This is a genomic window from Blautia sp. MCC269 (assembly GCF_018785655.1).
Taxonomy (GTDB): domain Bacteria; phylum Bacillota; class Clostridia; order Lachnospirales; family Lachnospiraceae; genus Blautia_A.
Map to the genome: position 1 here is coordinate 31,737 of NZ_WQQE01000026.1, position 18,892 is coordinate 50,628.

The window sequence follows — 18,892 nt, forward strand, 5'->3', positions numbered from 1 at the left end:
TTTGAAATATATCACAATATCATATTGTAGAGCAAAAGATTATTCTGCGTGGTCTTTCAGGTACTCTGCACGCCCCTCTTCGTATAGATTATTTCCCTCGCTGTCAATGATAACTACAAGCGGCATGTCTTCCACATAAAGCTTGCGGAGTGCTTCTGCTCCAAGGTCTTCGTAAGCGATAAGCTCTGCTTTTTTGATGCATTTTGCAAGAAGTGCACCTGCACCGCCGATGGCTCCGAAATATACGCCGTCATATTTTTTCATTGCATCTACGACTTCCGGAAGGCGGGCACCTTTTCCGATCATTCCTCTGGCACCTACGGACATCATGGTCGGTGCATAAGCATCCATACGGCCGCTGGTTGTAGGGCCTGCGGAGCCGATGACTTCGCCTGGTTTTGCCGGAGTCGGACCTACATAGTAAATGGTAGCATCTGTAGGGTCAAAAGGAATTTTTTCTCCTTTTGCAAGGGCCTCACACATTCTCTTGTGACCTGCATCACGGGATGTATAGATGGTTCCTGTCAATAAAACCTGGTCGCCTGCATGGAGAGTTCTTGCCAGCTCTCTTGTCAGAGGCAGTGTGATCTTTCTTCTTTCCATATTAAAGCACCTCCGTTTTATGACGTGTTACATGGCAGTTGATGTTAACTGCACATGGCATACCAGCGATATGAGTAGGCATAGTCTCAATGTTCAGACCGATAGCTGTGGTCTTTCCGCCAAAGCCCTGAGGTCCGATACCAAGCTTGTTGATCTTCTCCAGCATCTCTTTCTCAAGATCTGCATAGTAAGGATCCGGGTTCTCTGTATTCAGAGGACGCATCAGCGCTTTCTTTGCAAGAAGTGCACATTTGTCAAAAGTTCCTCCGATACCAACACCAACTACCATAGGCGGACATGGGTTCGGACCTGCAGTTTCTACAGCCTCAAGAATGAAATCCTTGATTCCCTGAAGGCCTGCAGATGGCTTGAACATACGGATCTGGCTCATATTCTCGCTTCCGAAGCCTTTTGGTCCTACAGTTACTTTCACCTGATCTCCAGGAACGATCTCTGTATAGATCATAGCCGGTGTATTGTCACCTGTGTTTCCACGGCGTACCGGATCCTTGACAACGGATTTTCTCAGGTAACCTTTATCGTATCCGCGGCGTACACCTTCATTGATGGCATCATTTAAATCTCCGCCTGTAAAGTGGACATCCTGACCAATTTCAAGGAATACGCATGCCATTCCGGTATCCTGACAGATCGGAACATTCTCACTGTCCGCAATATCAAAATTCTCGATAATGTTATCAAGGACACCTTTTGCGATCTCGCCGTCCTCGCAGGCACGGCAGGTTTTGATAGCATCCTTCACATCTTCCGGGAGATGTTCATTGGCTTCGATACAGAGTTTTTCGATAACCTCTGTAAGTCTGCTTACTTCGATTTCTCTCATAATAGACTCCTTTCGCTTATCTCATATGTTTTTATTATCATAACATATTTTTAACTTAACGTTCGTGGCGGGCATATTTCGGCAGAAGCATAGGAGATACGTCTCCTGTATCAACTCCTGCATTTTTCAGTTCCTCTTCATATTTTCTGATATGATCCAGATTCATAGTTCCAAGCTCTACCTCTTTGCATTTGGCAGCTGCTTTTTTACCTGCATTTCGTCCGAATACAATTACATCAAGAAGAGAGTTGCCCATCAGTCGGTTTCTTCCGTGGATTCCGCCTGCTGCCTCTCCTGCAACCAGAAGGTTCGGGATTTCTTTTGTAAAGCCGTCTCCGTTGATCTCAAGTCCGCCGTTCTGATAATGAAGGGTCGGGTAAATCACGATCGGGACTTTTCTCATATCAATGCCGTAATTCATGTACATACGGAACATGGCAGGGATCCTCTTTTCGATAGTTCCCTCACCGCCCAGGATCTCGATCATCGGAGTATCCAGCCATACACCTTTTCGTCCACCTGGAACTTCAACGCCACGGCCTTCCTCACACTCGCGGATAACACCGGAAGCATTTACGTCACGGGTTTCCAGCGGATGGATATAAGCTTCTCCGTTTGCATTTACAAGCTGTGCACCAACGGAACGAACCTTCTCTGTTACCAGGGCACCAAGGATCTGTGACGGATAGATCGCACCTGTTGGATGATACTGGATAGAATCCTGGTAAAGAAGGGAAGCGCCCGCTCTGTATCCAAGTACGAGTCCGTCAGCAGTTGCTCCGTAGTGATTGGAGGTCGGGAATCCCTGATAATGCATTCTTCCTGCACCACCGGTTGCAATTACAACTGTTTTTGCTCTTGCAACGGAATAGTCTCCGGTTTCCATGTTGAGAAGGACTGCACCGGCAGTCTGACCTTTTTCATCCTTCAGAAGTTCTACAGCGGATGTAAATTCCACTACCGGGATCTTAAGATTTAAGACCTCATCACGGATAGTACGCATGATCTCTGATCCGGAATAATCCTTTGCAGCATGCATTCTCTTTCTGGAGGTACCGCCGCCATGTGTAGTGACCATGGTTCCGTCTTCTGCTTTATCAAACTCAACACCAAGGTCGTTGAGCCATTTGATCGCATCCGGCGCCTCCATTACCAGTCTTTTTACAAGCTCCGGTTTTGCGGCAAAATGTCCGCCTCCAAAGCAGTCCAGATAATGCTGTACCGGGGAATCATTTTCTTTATCTGCTGCCTGGATCCCGCCTTCTGCCATCATGGTGTTGGCATCACCGATACGGAGCTTTGTAACGATCATAACGTTGGCACCTGCGTTGTGGGCCTCTATGGCACAGGAAGATCCTGCTCCACCACCGCCGATGATCAGTACATCTACATCATAATCGATTTTTGTAAGATCGATTTTTTCGTTGAGCAGACGGCTTTCTGAATGGAGCATTTTTGTCAGTTCCAGTGGTGCTTTCTGTCCCTTGTTCGGTCCTACCTTGATCTCTGCAAATGCATCCGGGTTATAATCCGGATGGAATTTTTTGAGAAGAGCATCTTTCTCATCTGCACTCAGACGTCTTGGCTCTGTTGCCATACGCTCCGCTCTTGTAGCCTCTACCTTTTTGATGGATTCCATCATATTTTCTGGATATGGTGCATACATGTTTTACGCCCTCCTACTTCTCGATTTCTCTGCTGTTGTAAAGTTCCTGCATCTCTGTGATCGGCTTCTGCATGATCTGCTCAATCATGTCATCAAATTTACCTTCGTGGATCTCTTCCACACGTTTCTCCAGATGCTCGCTTTTCGGCGCAATATATTTTCCGGTGAGACGTCTTGCCAGAAGGCCTACCATCGGATGGGAAATTCCTGCCGGACATCTTACGGAACAGCAGCCGCAGCTTACGCAGTCAAAGGATTCCTCTGCACATTTTTCAAGCTCGCCTCTCTGAGCATATGCAATATACTGCATGACATTTAAGTCCTGTGTACAGGCCTTTGTGCAGGCATTGCATCCGATGCAGCTGTAGATCTCCGGATAAAGCTCCATCATTACCTGCTGGTTCGGCTTAAGATCTTCTATATTATAAAGTCTCTTGTCTGTAGGGAAGAACGGGATACTTGCCACATACATTCCCTCCTGCACCTGTGTCTGACAGGCGAGACAGGTTTTCAGCTCATTCTGTCCCTTGATCCTGTAGATGGTCGCGCAGGCACCGCAGAATCCGTGTCTGCAGCCGCATCCTCTTTTTAATGTATAACCGGCATATTCCATAGCTGTCATAATGGTCAGATCACCGGGAACGCTGTATTTTTTACCGAAAAAATATACGTTTACCATATTATTTTCCATTTGAGATTACCAGTCCTTTCTTTTACTTATTCAAACCGTACACCGCAGTGCCAGGCTCGATTCCGCTTCGCTTCATCTCGCTTGAGGGCGTTCGCCCTATACAGCCGCCGATAAAAACAGCTGCTTACATGCAAGCATGACGCATCTGTTTTTATCAACGTCTGTGCACTGCTCATTGCTTATCAATACTCATTAGGCAGTTCATCAACCTCATCACACCTAAATACCGGGCCGTCTTTGCAGACGTATTTGTCTCCGATGTTGCAGCGGCCGCATTTTCCGACACCGCATTTCATACGAAGCTCCAGTGTGGTATATACCTGATCTCTGGAGAAGCCCAGCTCTTCCAGTCCTGCCAGAACGAATTTGATCATGATCGGCGGGCCGCAGACCAGAGCGGTCTTATTGGTATCAAAACCAATCTCCTTCAGATAATTCGGAACAAATCCTACATGACCGTCCCAGCCTTCCTGCTCGCGGTCAATGGTAAGATATACATTTACACCTTCTGTTTTCATCCATACTTCCTGGATTTCCTTAAGCTGCACCAGATCATCTGCGGAACGGGAACCATAGAGAATATCTACTGTTCCGTAATCCTCACGGTTATCCAGCACATAATTGATCACGGAACGGAGAGGTGCCAGACCGATTCCACCTGCGATGAACAGGAGATTTTTTCCCTTTAACTTATCTTCCACCGGAAAATGATTTCCGTATGGTCCGCGGACTGCGATCTCATCTCCAACCTGAAGGCTGTGGAGATGATCGGTAAGGGATCCGCATTTTTTGATGCTGAATTCCTGATAATCCTTTACAGTCGGAGAAGAAGTAATGGAAAACATACCTTCACTGACTCCCGGTGCACAGACCATGGCACACTGTCCTGGCATATGCTCGAAAAGCTTTCCACCCTCCGGAGCTTCCACACGGAAGGTTTTTACATCCGGTGTCTCCTGACGGATATCTGTGATCACGCCAACCTTGGGGATCAGCGTATCCAGTGTATAATTTTTATGACAGGTACATTCACTCATTCTTTTCACCTCCCTGTTTTTCAAAGGCCTTGATAACTTTTACGATATTTAAAGATTCCGGACATTTCTCCACGCAGCGGCCGCAGCCAACACAGGAGAACATGCCGTCATTATTTAACGGATAATAAACAAGCTTATGCATAAATCTCTGACGGAATCTCTGCATCTGGCTGGTACGGTTGTTTCCGTGAGCCATCATGGTAAAATCAGAGTACATGCAGGAATCCCAGCAGCGGTAACGGTGAACACCGTGCCCTGTGTCGTAATCCTTAATGTCATAGCACTGACAGGTCGGACATACGAAGGTACAGGTTCCGCAGGCAAGACAAGGCTTGTACAGTTTCTCCCATACAGGAGAATTGAAACGGTCCATGTATTCTTCCTGCGCCCATCCTTCCAGTGAAAGATGTGTATATGGAAGAAGCTCGATAATATCACGGATCGCCTTCTTCTCCTCTTCTACCTTTGTCTCATCAGCATCTGCCAAAAGCTCCTTCACAGCTTCTGTCAGAGCATTTCCCTTTTCTGTGAGAGGCTTCCAGAAAAGCTCTCCCTCGATGATCCAGGCTGCAACATCTGCTTCCGGATCTGCGGCATCAATGCCAAATACTTTACAGAAACAGCTTTCCTCCGGTTCATGACAGGCAAGAGCTACGATAGTTCCATGTTCTCTTCTTGCCTGGTAAAAAGTATCCACCGGATCCCCAAGGAACACATTGTCGAGAACCTTCACACCCTGTACATCACAGGCTCTCATTCCGAATACGACAAAATTCTGGTCTTTCAGCGCCTGAGGTTCAATGCTGATATTTTTCCCATCTTTTTTACAGGTATAGAGATTTTCACTCTGTGGAAAAAAAGCATCCTTCGGTGATTTCACGGTTTTCAGTGTTTCAAGGGAAACTTCTGCATCCTCGCTCCATGCCTTGAAGTTCACCTGCTCACTTACCTTTACCGGTAAATATAATTCCTGGTCTGCGGCAATTTTCCGGAATAATGCCGGCAGATTTTCTACTGCGATCTTATACATACATTATCCCCTTTCTGCCACGATCCCTGGCTCTACATCCTCAAAGGTAAAGCTGGTAAGCGGACCCTTTGACTCCGCATCCTCGCCTGCCTGATACTCACCGTAAAACGCATCAATATCCTTGATAAACTTACGGTTAAACAGATGAAGGGGAATTCCCTGCGGGCAGACTCTGCTGCACTCACCACAGTCCGTACATCTTCCGGCTACATGGAAGGCACGGATCACATGGAACATTTTTTCCTCAAAGGAATCCACATTTGCCTTCTGGGCGCTGTCGAATTTGTTGCTGTCAAAAACGCATTTGCGGCAGCTGCAGGCCGGACATACATTACGACAGGCATTACAGCGGATACATTTACTCAGCTCGCTCTGCCAGAATGCAAATTTTTCTTCCGGACTCATCGCCTCGATCCGCTCAACTTCTGCGAAACGGTCAGCGTCCTTTGTCTCCTTTGACTCACCGATCAGTTCATCGTAAATTTTATGCTCTTTTCCTTTACATACATGGCAGCGTTCCAGCATGGCATCTTTGTATGCACAGGTTTTTTCTCCGTAAACAGTATCCACAGTCAATGTCTCTGCATCTCCGGTAATCTCTGCTCCGGAAATTCCCCGGATACCCTTGATCCCCATTTTGCGAATCTTTTCAATATCCAGCTTTCCTTTACAGCCAACACCTACGATATAGGCTTTTTCTCTGTCTACACGATGCTCTTTCAAAAGCTGGTTAAAGCTATATGTATCGCAGGGCTTCAGACAGACCATGGTTTTTCCTTCCAGCTTGGAAGCTTCGATCATATATTTGCTTAAATTGGCACCGCAGAATCCATCATAGACAAAATCCTCCAGAGATTCCGGTGTTTCAAAATAGGCTGGTTCCGGATTAAAGGCAAGATCTCCGGCTTTCCACCCAAGAACCCGGACTACCGTGCCATCTGCAAGCAGTTCTTTTGCACGTTTTATCAGCTCCTGCATCTTATATCCTCCAATCTCACGTTTTTACCAAGTGAATGGATCTTCTCAACAAACTCATTCATAGTCTGTGAAAATTTCACGCCCTCTGCGGCAGATACCCATTCCACACGTGTTCTTCCGTTTTCCACACCAATATAATCCAGCATTGAAAACAGAAGGGTCATACGTCTTCTTGCATAATAGTTTCCGGTACTGTAATGACAGTCTCCCGGATGGCATCCGCACATGATCACACCATCGGCTCCTTTTTCAAAGGCACGGAGGATGAACATGGGATTGACACGGCAGGAACATGGAACACGGATGATCTTTACATCCGCCGGATAGCTCAAACGGCTGCTTCCTGCAAGGTCTGCTCCGGCGTAACTACACCAGTTACAGCAGAATGCCACGATCTTTGGTCTGAATTCTTCCTTTGTTTCTATCGACATATTGCATCCACCTCCGCGATAATCTGTCTGTTGGAGAAGCCCTGAAGGTCCATGGCTCCTGACGGGCAGGCTACTGTGCAGGCACCGCAGCCCTGGCAAAGTGCTGTATTGACAACCGCAACTCTTCTTGTCTCACGGATACCGTGATCGTTGACCTGTTTCTCCTCATAGGAAATCGCTCCGTAAGGACATACATTTGCACAGGTAGAGCATCCGTTACAGAGAAGCTCGTCGGATTTTGCCGTACATGGATTGGTGGTCAGCTTATCCTTTGCAAGAAGCCCTATGGCCTTTACAGCCGCAGCTCCTGCCTGGGCAACTGTCTCCGGGATATCCTTTGGTCCCTGGCATACACCGGAAAGGAAAATTCCTGCTGTCGGTGATTCTACAGGACGAAGCTTTGCATGGGCTTCTGTAAGGAAATTGTTGGTGTCAATACTTGCAGTAAGCATGGTAGCGATCTTACGTACATCCGGATTCGGTTCAATGGCTGTTGCAAGAACTACCATATCTGCTTTCTTGAAGATCTGCTTATTATCAAGAAGATCCGAGCCCTGAACAAGAAGTGTTCCATCCGGCTGCGGAATTACTTTTCCTACCTGACCTTTGATGTAGTTTACGTTATACTGCTCAACTGCTCTTCTGTAAAACTCATCGAAGTTTTTACCAGGTGTACGGACATCAATATAAAATACCGTCACATTGGTATCCGGATATTTATCACGGATCAGCATGGCATGCTTAGCTGTGTACATACAGCAGATCTTGGAACAGTATGGCTTTCCACGGTCATCGGAGCAACGGCTTCCAACACACTGGATAAATACGATCTCCTTCGGTGCTTTTCCATCGGAAAGGCGCTCAAGATGTCCTTTTGTAGGTCCTGCAGCATTCATGATACGCTCCAGCTCCAGAGATGTGATCACATCCTTGCTCTGGCTGTATGCGTATTCATCATATTTGTCAAGCTTGATGGTATCAAATCCGGTTGCCACCACGATTGCTCCGTATTTCTGTGTTACGATCTCATCCTGCTGATCGTAATCAATGGCTCCTGCCTGACATACTTTGGAGCAGACACCACATTTGCCTGTCTTAAATTTCAGGCAATGCTCTCTGTCGATCACAGGAACATTTGGAATCGCCTGTGCAAACGGAGTATAAATAGCTGACCGGTTGTTCAACCCTCTGTTGAACTCATTTGGGATCTTTTTGGAAGGACATTTTTCCTGGCAGACTCCACAGCCTGTACATTTGTCCATGTTGACACTTCGCGCTTTTTTGCGGATATCAACAGTAAAATCTCCTACAAAACCTGCAACTTTTTCTACTTCACTGTATGTATAAATATTGATCTTTTCATGAGCTGCAGCCTCTACCATTTTCGGGGTAAGGATACATGCGGAACAGTCCAGAGTAGGGAAGGTTTTGTCAAGCTGTGACATTCTTCCGCCGATACTTGGCGTTTTTTCCACAATATCAACTTCATAGCCTGCATCGGCAATATCAAGAGCCGTCTGGATTCCGGCGATACCGCCTCCGATGATCAGGGCTCTCTTTGTAACCTGGCTTTCTCCCGGCTGAAGAGGAGCGTTTAAATTTACCTTTGCTACTGCTGCTCTTGCAAGGATCACTGCCTTCTCCGTAGCCTCCTGCATATCCTTGTGGATCCAGGAACAATGCTCACGAATGTTTGCGATCTCCACCATATATGGATTCAGGCCGGCCTTTTCCGCCGCTTTGCGGAATGTAGCCTCATGCATACGCGGAGAACAGGAACAGACAACCACTCCTGTGAGATTTTTTTCACGGATGGCTTCCTGGATCCTGGACTGTCCTGCTTCAGAACACATATACTGATAATCTTCTGCATGGACAACTCCTGGCTCTTTTGCAATGATCTCCACAACCTTTTTCACGTCTACCGTAGCGGCAATATTACTTCCGCAATGACAGACAAATACACCGATTCTCTGCACTTTCTCACCTCCTGTATCTTCTGAACGCACTTACAAGCAGCTGCTGAGGAAGCTCCGGATCAAGAAGCTCCGGAATTTCATTTGGTGAAAGATAGTCTCCGCCTTTTTCCCGGACAACCAGCTGTCTTGCCCCGTCAATGATCTTTCCGGGTTTTACGTCTCGCGGACAGCGCTCCACACAGGCAAAACAGGAAAGACATTTCCACAGGGATGCTGAATTTACAAGTGCTTCGATATTTTCATTGATCACGTAGGACACAAACTGATGAGGCTTGATATCCATCTCGTCAAAGGATGGGCAGGTAGCAGAGCATTTGCCACACTTCATACATTTCAGAGGATTGGTCCCGCTGATCTCCTTTATTTTTTCCGCAGCAGAATGGTTATCTCTCATTTTGCCACCTCCTCTTTGACGCCAAGGGCTTCTGCCAGAAGCTCTGTAAAATAGTAAACCGGCAGTCTGTTTCCGGCATTTTTATTCAGATTATATTTGCACAGTGGACAGGCAGTGATCAGCATATCTGCGCCAAATCCGGCTGCACTTTCTTCGATCTTTTCACACATATTCTGTGACATTTCTTTTTCTTTCAGGGATATATATCCTCCACAGCATTCATTTCTGTAAGGATAGATCACAGGCTCAGCGCCAAGGGCACGGATAAAATCCTCCATGATCCTTGGATTTTCCGGATCATCAAATGCCATGATCTTTCCAGGTCTCAGAAGCAGACATCCGTAATAGGCTCCGATCTTCTTTCCGGTAAAAGGATTTACTACTTTTTCTTTCAGTTTATCAAAACCGACTCTGTCCCGGAGAACCTCCAGATAATGGAGAACGGTTGTCTCTCCTTCATAGGGAGCTTCCAACTGCATATAATTGTTGGCTCTGGTCCGGATATCTTCCACATTTTTCATATCATCATTGACACGCTTGATCACATGATGACAGGCTGAACAGATCGTCACCAGATCCTGGCCTTTTTCTTTTGCCTGGTTTAACGCACGGACGGAAGAAAGCTTTGTTGCGATCTCGTCTGTGCCAAGCGGATAAACACCACCACAACACTGCCAGTCCTCGATCTCCTCAAGCTCAAACCCAAGGGCTGCGGCACTGGCTCTGGCATACTCATCCAGATCTTTGGCCTTTGTTCTCAGGGTGCAACCCGGATAATAACTGTACTTCATACTTTTCATTATCCTTTCTTAGTCTAAAATCTGACGGTTTAAATGCATCTTTTTTATCTAAATATTGTTTATTTTTTAACAATATATACATAAAAAAAGGAAACCTGACTAACACTTACTTGAGATTTTTTCTTAAAAGTGCTCAAATAAAAGAGGTAAAACACTCTTCCTCCGCAATTAAGAAGTGTATTAGCTCGATTTCTTAAACCATCATAACACGATATTCTTATTTCTACAAGTCATTTCCAGTAATTTCTTGTGTTTTTTTTAACACACTTTTAAAAATTCTTCTCATTACTGACACGGTGTTGTAATTTCCTGTGGCATAAAAAAGCTCCGGATTTCTCCGAAGCTTTTTTAATATAATCTCAGTCTATCTGACTCATCCGGCCAGATTACCCGGCTTTAGACCAGGTGACTGTTTTCTTTTTCAATCAGTAAATAATGATCGGGTATCCCGCATCAATCGTCTCATAGATCAGTGCCGCCTGATCCTTTGGCAGGTTGATACATCCGTGGCTTCCGTTGGTCTTATACCGGTTTCCCCCAAAAGAAGACTGCCAGGAAGCATCATGAAGGCCCTGTCCGTAGACAAAAGGCATCCAGTAATTGACCTTTACATCATATCCATATTCCGCGCTGGTCAGATTAAAAGGACTTGCCTTATAGGCAATGGGCCATGCACCACGGTATGTTTCCCGGCCCTTCACCGGTTTTCCGCTGACAATATCCGTTTCTGTCACAAGGTTTCCATCTTTATAAAGCCACAGATGCTGGGCATCCAGGCTGACTTCTATGTAGCTGCCTGCAAGATCGTCAGTTCCGTTTCTCTGATAACCGGTTTTGCTGTAAACGGGATCACGGGTAACTGCAGTACCACTTTTCAGATCTTCCACAAGCTGTGCGTACTCTCCGTCCTGGTCGATCCGGTATCCATACTCATTCCCCTCAATGGTCACGTCCGTTCCCGTTGAGGTATGGAAAGTACGGGGAACATAAATGGTATTGTATTTGTTGGCAAGATCGCTGATATAGGTTTTGATGGCATCTTCATCCAGAGTCAGGGTCTCACCTTCCACTTTCAGCCAGGAACTGATGGTGTCTGCATCCAGCACAACCGTTTCACTTCCAAATGTGTATGTAACTGTAGTACTCCGGTATTTTTTCAGCTGACTGTTCAGACTTGTAACTTTATTTTCCATATCTTCTGTTGCTGTCACTGCCGGGCTGATATATACATGTTTGTTCAACGGGATTGTGATTGTATCTCCAAGAAGAGCTGTATCAAATGCCGCATTCAGATTTGTGTCCACGGTGGTCTCCAGTTTATCCGGATCAATCTCCGTGCCCTGTACCTGTTTCACAAGGATGAATTCTTTTTTCTCCTCATTGTACTGAATGGATGCATCGGTGGAAGATTTTCTTTCTTCCGTTCCGAAATTGGAAAGATCCAGAGCCTGTTTTTCCTGCTCTTCATCTTCCTCGATCTGGCATTCCAGATTTACGTTTTCTTCCTTTGGAAAAATCTTCCGGTTCTCTTCTCTCTGTTTCTGAAGGTCTGTAAGCTTATTCAGAAGATCTTCCTCATTGAGGCTGTACCCCAGATCTTTGAGCGTCGTGCTGTAAACCTCCTTGTCATTTTCCTGAAAAGATACCGGCCGGTTTTCAAATTCCGCAGCAATTTTTTCTTCTGCCTGCTTTGCGTCCAGCCTGGAAACCTCCACTCCCCACACGGAAATTTTCCGGCCCAGTGTGTTGTGATCTGCCATGTATGTGTAGCCAAATAACCCGGCCACAGCCAGGATTGCTGCGGCAATACAGATCCCAAGTATGATCTTCAGTGTCTTTTTACTGATGGTTAATTTTTTCTCCATACCCTTATCCCTCGAGTCTTATGTATTATATGTTATGTTGTCACATTGGCTGTTATTATAATACAACGAATCCCCCTCTTCTGTAAAAATGATTTATCCAGGATCCGCCTGAACCGGTAAAAAAGACAGACTGCCGCTCCTCGCGAAAATCTGTCCTTTCATACGTTTCTTTTTTATGTTTCTGTCAGCAGTATTTTCGAACGGATCTTCTGCTGCTTATTCCGGCATTACGATCTTACCTGCGATCGCACAGGCTGCTGCAGTTTTCGGAGATGCCAGATAGATCTGAACCTTGGAAGTTCCCATACGTCCCAGGAAATTACGGTTGTTGGTTGCCACAACCTTCTCCCCGTCTGTCAGGATTCCGCCGGTTCTTCCACAGCAAAGTCCGCATCCCGGATGTGTGATGATGGCACCTGCCTCAGCAAGCGTATCCAGAATACCAAGTTCAATGGCCTGACGGTAGATCTTGCGGCTTGCAGGAGTTACGATCAGTTTTACAAAGTCTGCAACTTTTTTGCCCTTCAGGACTTCTGCTGCTGCCATCAGATCTTCCAGACGTCCGTTTGTACAGGAACCGATAAATACCTGATCGATGGTCTCACCCTGAAGCTCGCTGACATCACGGATCTTGTCCACCTGTGACGGACAAGCCATAACCGGTACAAAATCCTCTGCCTTATAAGTCATGGTCTTCATATAAACGGCATCCTCATCGCCTACAAGACTCTTCTGGAACTCATCAAGCTCTGTCTCACAGTAAGCAGCAGTCTTCTCATCCGGTGTGAAAAGTGCACATTTTGCACCTGCCTCGATCGCCATGTTTGCCATGGTCATACGACTTGCCACAGACATGTTCTCAATGGTGCTTCCGGAAAATTCCAGTGCACGATAAGTCGCACCATCTGCACGAAGGTCGCCAATCAGGCGGAGGATGATATCCTTGGACATCACATTCTCCGGAAGTTCTCCGTCGATCACAACTTTAATGGTTTCCGGAACTTTGATCCACATGGTTCCTGTTCCCAGGATGCTGGCCATCTCTGTATATCCGATACCGGAAGAAAATGCACCGACACATCCGTAAGTGGTAGTGTGGCTATCTGTACCAAATACGATATTGCCAGGTTTTACGTAACCGGCCTCTGTCATCAACTGGTGGCAGATACCGTCACTTCTGTGCACGTTTTTCATACCATATTTGGCTGCAAAAGCATCTCCCACATGGAAATGTCTGGTGTCGTCCTGCTGGCTTGCAGGTACAAGATGGTCATAGATCAGAACAACTTTGTCCGGATCCCAGAGTTTCTGAAAGCCCATCTCCTCGAATTTGTCCGCTACAAACGGAATAAAGATATCATGGATCATCACTCTGTCAACATTGACCGTCACGATATCGCCAGGCTTTACTGCTTTGCCTGTGTTATGTCTGATAATTTTCTCAATGATCGTCTCACCCATTATTTCTCTCCTTTCCGTCTTAGTCCAGACCGTTCAGTTTACGCATGGCTTTTACAAGTCCGCCAGCCTGAATAATATCCATCAGATTCTCCGGAAGAGAAGCAATCGGGTACTGTTTTCCGTTATGGTCTACATGCTCGTTCATCACAACTGTAACTTCATCTCCCTCTTTCACATTGTCGTGAAGATCCGGCTGTTCGATAAGAAGAAGGCCGTTGTTGATGGAGTTGCGGAAAAAGATCCGGGCAAAAGATTTCGCAATAACACACTGTACGCCCAGTGCTTTAATGATCTCCGGTGCCTGCTCTCTGGAGGAACCGCAGCCGAAGTTCTTTCCTGCTACAATAATGTCACCTTTCTGGATCTGTCCTGCCAGCTCCGGGCGAAGGGGACTGAATCCGTACTGTTTCATATCGTCAATGGTTTTCAGCGCCAGATACTCGGTCGGAATGATGATATCGGTGTCAATATCATCGCCCAGTACCCACACTTTTCCTGTAAATGCTTCCATATGTATATTCTCCTGTTTATTCCTGAATATCTTTTCTGAGGTTTTTATACTCTGTCTGCAGTTGCGATCTCACCTGCAATGGCAGATGCGGTAACCGTTGCCGCAGATCCCAGATAAACCTTGGAGCTCGGATGTCCGGCACGTCCCTTGAAGTTACGTGTTCCGGTGCTGATAAGAACCTCGTTCTCACCGATCACACCCTGGCAGCTTCCCCAGCATACACTGCAGTTCGGGTTCATCACAATAGCGCCTGCTTCCATGAAGATATCGATCAGGCCTTCTTTTAATGCCTGGCGGTAGATGGTCTGGCTTGCAGGAACGACCAGGAAACGAACGCCTTCTGCAACTTTTTTACCCTTGATCACCTCTGCGCCTACACGGAGGTCTTCAATACGGCCGTTGTTACAGGAGCCAAGAAATGCCTCGTTGATCTTGATGCCGCAGGTTTCCTCAGCCGGAACTACATTGTCAACGAAGTCCGGTTTCGCTACAACCGGGCGTACTTTGGAAAGATCGAAGGTGTACTCTCTTGCGTAAACAGCATCCGGATCGCTGTGATATACAGCTTTTGGTTCACGGCCATGCTCTTTCAGATATTCCAGAGCCTTGTCATCTGCCTCAAAGATTCCAGTCTTCGCACCGGCCTCAACAGCCATGTTGCAGAGAGCCATACGGTCGCTGATGCTTAATGTTTTGGCGCCTTCGCCGGTAAACTCCATTGCCTGATAATTACATCCGTTTGCTCCGATCTCTCCGATAATGGTAAGGATTAGATCTCTTGCATAAACACCCTCAGGAAGTTTCCCTGTCAGGTTGAATTTCACAGTTTCCGGTACCATAACCCAGGAAGTTCCGGTTACCATTCCATAAAGAAAGTCTGTACATCCTACACCGGTACCGAAAGCGCCAAGTGCTCCATAAGAACAGGTATGGCTGTCTGCACCAAAGATCAGCTGTCCCGGACGGACATAATTCTCGATCATGATCTGATGACACACGCCTTTTCCTTCCCAGAAATCAATGTTGTTCTCTCTTGCAAAATCTCTCATTTTTTTCTGGGATGCTGCTGTTTTCGGGCTGTCAGACGGTACATTGTGGTCTACGATAAATACCAGTTTCTTTGTATCTGCGATATGTGGATTTTTTAATTTGTTGTTGTACATGTCAACAGTCAGATGTGTGGTTCCGTCATTGCTCATCAGATGATCCAGCTGGACCGTATAGATATCTCCAGGTTTTACGCTGTCCACACCGGCTGCTGCCGCGATGATTTTTTCTGCGATCGTCATTCCCATCTCTTATTCCTCCTCACGGTTCAGAGAAGCGATAAGTCCTCCCTGATTCAGTATATTCTGCATGTATTCCGGCAGTTTTGTGCAGGAATAAGTCTTTCCGTTGGCAACCGCTGTTCCCTCGGACATATGAAGCTCCATGGTATCTCCGGTCTTCACATCATCCGGGAGGTCCTTACAGACAATTGCCGGAAGTCCGATATTGATGGCATTGCGGAAGAAAATACGGGCAAAAGATTTCGCAATGACTGCCTTTACTCCAAGTGCCTTAAGAACGCCCGGTGCCTGTTCTCTGGAAGATCCGCATCCGAAGTTCTCTCCTCCCACTACAAAATCTCCCGGTTTCACCTTCTTGGAAAAATCCGGATCCAGTGACTCAAATGTGTGACTCTTCATCTCATCCAGATTCGGCAGAAGCAGGTACTGGGATGCAATGATCTGATCGGTATCGAGGTCATTATGAAATTTAAAAATTGTTCCCTTATCCATAAAACAAGTTCCTTTCTGATTGTTATCCATTTCCGGGTCAACATTCCTCTGTTACCCTTTTCGTCCTATATTCTAACACAAAACGTCATATAATTAAAATGTATATTTTTAATACTTAATATAACTTTAGGTTATAAAGTCATTTCCCTGTGATCAGCGCAAAATATCCCCACTCCCACAGAAGCTCTTCAAAACTGTTCTCAAGATATTCCCGGATATCGTCTTCCTCATATCCGGTCATTCTGGAGATCACTACCATATAATCCCGGAGTGTTTCGTAGGGAAGAGATCCCCGTCCCTCTTTCTGCCACCGGAGAAAAACAGCCTGGCGAATGGTGGCATATTCCATACCGATCCACTGCATATGAACCAGGGCATCTTCCAGATCTCCTTCTGATGTCAGAAGATCCGAATATACTTCGTTGGTAAGAAAGCTTCGGAGAAGATTTTCATATGCACGAAGTTCCCGGTAAAAATCCTCCCAGGCTTCCGTCATTTCCTCTTCCTCATACTCTTCCGATAATTCCTCCGCCAACTCCGTCACCGGCTCCAGATACTTCCGGTAAAGTCCCTCTTTCCGGTAATTTACAGCCAGGTCCTGCAAAAGTTCATTGCATTCGTCCATAGTATCCAGAACAGGCAGGTCTATCTCGCTGATAGCTCTTTCCAGCTGGTGAATTGTCTTCTCTGAAAAATAATCTTCCACAAGCTCTGTGGTAAGCGGCGTGTTCCGGTGAAGTTCCTTCAGAACATAAAAACTTTCAAGAAGGGTTTCCTCCGGTGTTTTTTCAGTATCCATTATAAGATCCATAACCTTCCGGCGCACAAGAAAAAGCGGCTGTTCCTTTTCTTTTGGAGTTTCCGGAAAAGCGATTCTTTTCTTCTCCTTCCAGATGTCCAGGACAGCCGGGCAACAGGGCATCATGGTCGCTTCCTTATGATCCTGAAATTCATGGATCTCCCTTGGAAAAATCTGGCAGGTCTCTGAAAGCATCGAATCCCCATAAGCACTTACCAGATAGCACAGTCTGTTCTTTGCCAGGAAAGGACAGTCGTGCTCTTCCGTCATCTTCATGATCCGGCTGCCGTCCTTTTTCATGGTATAGGCCTGCAGGCAGCTTCTGTGTCCGGGCACCTCTGACGGCGGCTGGATGGTTTTCCAGTTTCTGTAGGTTTCATCATCTATGTTGATCTTCCATTCCCTGCAGCAGCTGATGGTGCATTTGTCTGCAATACAGGTAAATTCGTCGTAATAATCAGGTTTTAATAATTCCATGTTTCCTCCATATTCTTTATTTTTCAGCTCCAATGTCTCCTGTTTGCAAAATGGACATGAGCTGACATGTTTTATTTTTCCCCATAAACACAGAAAAGCGGAATTCTATCCGCTTTCTCTGATATTCTGTGTATTCGTTTTTATTCTGCATTCTCTCCCAAAAGTTGTCTGTGCACCTTCCGCCTTACAAACCAGAAACAGGTCACCTGCATGATGATCGTAAGGATCCATGATGCCGGATAAGAAATAAACAGTACTTTCAGTGATCTGTGAGCCGGGAAAATTCCGAAGATCCACACAATTCGAAGGCCGACCGTTCCGATAATAGACAGGATCATCGGCACACCGGAGCGTCCCATTCCACGCAGTGCTCCCGGAAACAGATCCATCTGTCCGCAGAGGAAATAAGTAACTGTGGTATAGGCAAGGATCTCCATTCCGCACTGGATAACCTCCGGATCTTCCGTATAGATTTTCAGAAGCTGCGGGCCAAAGAAATATGCTCCACATCCCATGGCAAAGGACACCACAAAGGACAGGATCAGACAATCCACCAGCACCCGGTCCATACGTTTCGGTTTCCGAACACCGTAATTCTGGCTGGTAAAACTCATACATGCCTGGGTAACCGAATTCACGGACACATACAGAAATCCAAAAATATTATTGGCTGCTGTATATCCTGCCATAGCAATGGAACCAAAGGAGTTTACAGAAGACTGAAGAAGTACATTGGAAAAATTGATCACTGTACTCTGGATCCCGGCAGGCAGTCCCACCTGGAAGATCTGCTTCAGGTACTCTCCCTTTATGGACAGTTTTGAAAAACGCAGCTGATAGCTTCCCTCTGTCTGATACAGACACCGAAGGACAAGAATGCAGGAGATCAGCTGAGAGATCACCGTTCCGATTCCCACACCGGCCACGCTTAAATGACACACGATCACGAAAAACAGATTCAAAAGCGCATTGGCACAGCCGGAAATGATCAGAAAGACCAGCGGCCGCTTGGTATCTCCCACAGCACGCAGGATCGCCGCACCATAGTTATACAGCATAAAAAACGGCATTCCCAGGAAATAAATACGCATATAAAGAGTAGAAAGATCGATCACATCGTCCGGTGTATCCATCAGTTCCAGGCAGATCCTGGCAAAGAGCACTCCCAGAAATGCCATGATGACCCCGCTGACCAGAGCCAGTAAGATCGATGTATGTACTGTTTCTGACATTTCTTCATCCTTACCGGCAGCATAAAATCTGGCTGCCAGCACATTGGCACCAAGAGAGATCCCGATAAAAAGGTTGGTAAACACATTGATCAGTGCGGTAGTGGAGCCTACTGCCGCCAGTGCCTCACTTCCGCTGAAACGTCCCACTACCACGATATCCACTGCATTGAACATCAGCTGCAGGATACCGGACAGCATCAGCGGCAGTGAAAACGAGATCAGCTTGTCCATGATCGACCCATTGCACATATCGATCTCATACTTGTTTTTTTTCACGATTTCATCCCCCATAATCATACTTACATAAAAATAT

18 protein-coding genes are annotated in these 18,892 nt (G+C 46.3%); all 18 read right to left on the minus strand.

The window, feature by feature from the left end; translation table 11 throughout:
* Nucleotides 1-39: 39 nt before the first annotated feature.
* Complete coding sequence (locus GPK88_RS09700; protein ID WP_022426051.1) at nt 40-603, minus strand: Fe-S-containing hydro-lyase; 564 nt, start codon at nt 601-603, stop codon at nt 40-42.
* A gap of 1 nt (nt 604) precedes the next feature.
* Nucleotides 605-1,447 carry a fumarate hydratase gene (locus GPK88_RS09705; protein ID WP_021652988.1) on the minus strand — a complete coding sequence of 281 codons (843 nt, stop codon included), beginning with the start codon at nt 1,445-1,447 and terminating at the stop codon, nt 605-607.
* Nucleotides 1,448-1,502: 55 nt separating this feature from the next.
* Nucleotides 1,503-3,113, minus strand: coding sequence for an FAD-dependent oxidoreductase (locus tag GPK88_RS09710; protein WP_022426050.1), 1,611 nt, complete (start codon nt 3,111-3,113; stop codon nt 1,503-1,505).
* A gap of 13 nt (nt 3,114-3,126) precedes the next feature.
* Nucleotides 3,127-3,804 (minus strand): 2Fe-2S iron-sulfur cluster-binding protein, encoded by a 678-nt coding sequence (locus tag GPK88_RS09715; protein ID WP_118071417.1) that lies wholly within the window; start codon nt 3,802-3,804, stop codon nt 3,127-3,129.
* 182 nt (nt 3,805-3,986) lie between these two features.
* Nucleotides 3,987-4,841: an FAD/NAD(P)-binding protein gene (locus GPK88_RS09720; RefSeq protein WP_114002622.1), complete on the minus strand. Its 855-nt coding sequence runs from the start codon at nt 4,839-4,841 to the stop codon at nt 3,987-3,989.
* Nucleotides 4,834-5,871 (minus strand): 4Fe-4S dicluster domain-containing protein, encoded by a 1,038-nt coding sequence (locus tag GPK88_RS09725; RefSeq protein ID WP_173771371.1) that lies wholly within the window; start codon nt 5,869-5,871, stop codon nt 4,834-4,836. The genes GPK88_RS09720 and GPK88_RS09725 overlap by 8 nt, the downstream gene beginning before the upstream one ends.
* Nucleotides 5,872-5,874: 3 nt before the next feature.
* Nucleotides 5,875-6,849 (minus strand): 4Fe-4S dicluster domain-containing protein, encoded by a 975-nt coding sequence (locus tag GPK88_RS09730; RefSeq protein WP_015524687.1) that lies wholly within the window; start codon nt 6,847-6,849, stop codon nt 5,875-5,877.
* Nucleotides 6,837-7,280 carry a hydrogenase iron-sulfur subunit gene (locus GPK88_RS09735; protein WP_015524686.1) on the minus strand — a complete coding sequence of 148 codons (444 nt, stop codon included), beginning with the start codon at nt 7,278-7,280 and terminating at the stop codon, nt 6,837-6,839. Before GPK88_RS09735 ends, GPK88_RS09730 begins: the two co-directional genes overlap by 13 nt.
* Nucleotides 7,271-9,259 carry a CoB--CoM heterodisulfide reductase iron-sulfur subunit A family protein gene (locus GPK88_RS09740; protein WP_059085575.1) on the minus strand — a complete coding sequence of 663 codons (1,989 nt, stop codon included), beginning with the start codon at nt 9,257-9,259 and terminating at the stop codon, nt 7,271-7,273. The genes GPK88_RS09735 and GPK88_RS09740 overlap by 10 nt, the downstream gene beginning before the upstream one ends.
* Nucleotides 9,260-9,263: 4 nt before the next feature.
* On the minus strand, nt 9,264-9,653 hold the full coding sequence (locus tag GPK88_RS09745; RefSeq protein ID WP_015524685.1) for a 4Fe-4S dicluster domain-containing protein: 390 nt from the start codon (nt 9,651-9,653) through the stop codon (nt 9,264-9,266).
* Nucleotides 9,650-10,444 (minus strand): CoB--CoM heterodisulfide reductase iron-sulfur subunit B family protein, encoded by a 795-nt coding sequence (locus GPK88_RS09750; RefSeq protein ID WP_118515708.1) that lies wholly within the window; start codon nt 10,442-10,444, stop codon nt 9,650-9,652. The genes GPK88_RS09745 and GPK88_RS09750 overlap by 4 nt, the downstream gene beginning before the upstream one ends.
* Nucleotides 10,445-10,878: 434 nt before the next feature.
* On the minus strand, nt 10,879-12,318 hold the full coding sequence (locus GPK88_RS09755; protein ID WP_173771373.1) for a L,D-transpeptidase family protein: 1,440 nt from the start codon (nt 12,316-12,318) through the stop codon (nt 10,879-10,881).
* Between the two features lie 216 nt (nt 12,319-12,534).
* Nucleotides 12,535-13,779 (minus strand): 3-isopropylmalate dehydratase large subunit, encoded by a 1,245-nt coding sequence (locus GPK88_RS09760; protein WP_021652999.1) that lies wholly within the window; start codon nt 13,777-13,779, stop codon nt 12,535-12,537.
* A 19-nt stretch (nt 13,780-13,798) separates the two neighbouring features.
* Complete coding sequence (locus tag GPK88_RS09765; RefSeq protein ID WP_021653000.1) at nt 13,799-14,290, minus strand: LeuD/DmdB family oxidoreductase small subunit; 492 nt, start codon at nt 14,288-14,290, stop codon at nt 13,799-13,801.
* A gap of 44 nt (nt 14,291-14,334) precedes the next feature.
* Nucleotides 14,335-15,585 (minus strand): 3-isopropylmalate dehydratase large subunit, encoded by a 1,251-nt coding sequence (locus GPK88_RS09770; protein WP_118071372.1) that lies wholly within the window; start codon nt 15,583-15,585, stop codon nt 14,335-14,337.
* A 3-nt stretch (nt 15,586-15,588) separates the two neighbouring features.
* Nucleotides 15,589-16,071 (minus strand): LeuD/DmdB family oxidoreductase small subunit, encoded by a 483-nt coding sequence (locus GPK88_RS09775; RefSeq protein ID WP_021978214.1) that lies wholly within the window; start codon nt 16,069-16,071, stop codon nt 15,589-15,591.
* Between the two features lie 139 nt (nt 16,072-16,210).
* Complete coding sequence (fliB, locus tag GPK88_RS09780; protein ID WP_173762309.1) at nt 16,211-17,347, minus strand: flagellin lysine-N-methylase; 1,137 nt, start codon at nt 17,345-17,347, stop codon at nt 16,211-16,213.
* 140 nt (nt 17,348-17,487) lie between these two features.
* Nucleotides 17,488-18,870, minus strand: a complete 1,383-nt coding sequence (locus tag GPK88_RS09785; protein WP_334297579.1) for an MATE family efflux transporter — start codon at nt 18,868-18,870, stop codon at nt 17,488-17,490.
* Nucleotides 18,871-18,892 lie beyond the last annotated feature (22 nt).

What these genes read in the sequence shown, in the direction of transcription:
- GPK88_RS09700 (WP_022426051.1), bottom strand. Translation starts at nt 603, where the DNA reads ATGGAAAGAAGAAAGATCACACTGCCTCTGACAAGAGAGCTGGCAAGA.
- GPK88_RS09705 (WP_021652988.1), bottom strand. Translation starts at nt 1,447, where the DNA reads ATGAGAGAAATCGAAGTAAGCAGACTTACAGAGGTTATCGAAAAACTC.
- GPK88_RS09710 (WP_022426050.1), bottom strand. Translation starts at nt 3,113, where the DNA reads ATGTATGCACCATATCCAGAAAATATGATGGAATCCATCAAAAAGGTA.
- GPK88_RS09715 (WP_118071417.1), bottom strand. Translation starts at nt 3,804, where the DNA reads ATGGAAAATAATATGGTAAACGTATATTTTTTCGGTAAAAAATACAGC.
- GPK88_RS09720 (WP_114002622.1), bottom strand. Translation starts at nt 4,841, where the DNA reads ATGAGTGAATGTACCTGTCATAAAAATTATACACTGGATACGCTGATC.
- GPK88_RS09725 (WP_173771371.1), bottom strand. Translation starts at nt 5,871, where the DNA reads ATGTATAAGATCGCAGTAGAAAATCTGCCGGCATTATTCCGGAAAATT.
- GPK88_RS09730 (WP_015524687.1), bottom strand. Translation starts at nt 6,849, where the DNA reads ATGCAGGAGCTGATAAAACGTGCAAAAGAACTGCTTGCAGATGGCACG.
- GPK88_RS09735 (WP_015524686.1), bottom strand. Translation starts at nt 7,280, where the DNA reads ATGTCGATAGAAACAAAGGAAGAATTCAGACCAAAGATCGTGGCATTC.
- GPK88_RS09745 (WP_015524685.1), bottom strand. Translation starts at nt 9,653, where the DNA reads ATGAGAGATAACCATTCTGCTGCGGAAAAAATAAAGGAGATCAGCGGG.
- GPK88_RS09750 (WP_118515708.1), bottom strand. Translation starts at nt 10,444, where the DNA reads ATGAAGTACAGTTATTATCCGGGTTGCACCCTGAGAACAAAGGCCAAA.
- GPK88_RS09755 (WP_173771373.1), bottom strand. Translation starts at nt 12,318, where the DNA reads ATGGAGAAAAAATTAACCATCAGTAAAAAGACACTGAAGATCATACTT.
- GPK88_RS09760 (WP_021652999.1), bottom strand. Translation starts at nt 13,779, where the DNA reads ATGGGTGAGACGATCATTGAGAAAATTATCAGACATAACACAGGCAAA.
- GPK88_RS09765 (WP_021653000.1), bottom strand. Translation starts at nt 14,290, where the DNA reads ATGGAAGCATTTACAGGAAAAGTGTGGGTACTGGGCGATGATATTGAC.
- GPK88_RS09770 (WP_118071372.1), bottom strand. Translation starts at nt 15,585, where the DNA reads ATGGGAATGACGATCGCAGAAAAAATCATCGCGGCAGCAGCCGGTGTG.
- GPK88_RS09775 (WP_021978214.1), bottom strand. Translation starts at nt 16,071, where the DNA reads ATGGATAAGGGAACAATTTTTAAATTTCATAATGACCTCGATACCGAT.
- fliB (WP_173762309.1), bottom strand. Translation starts at nt 17,347, where the DNA reads ATGGAATTATTAAAACCTGATTATTACGACGAATTTACCTGTATTGCA.
- GPK88_RS09785 (WP_334297579.1), bottom strand. Translation starts at nt 18,870, where the DNA reads ATGGGGGATGAAATCGTGAAAAAAAACAAGTATGAGATCGATATGTGC.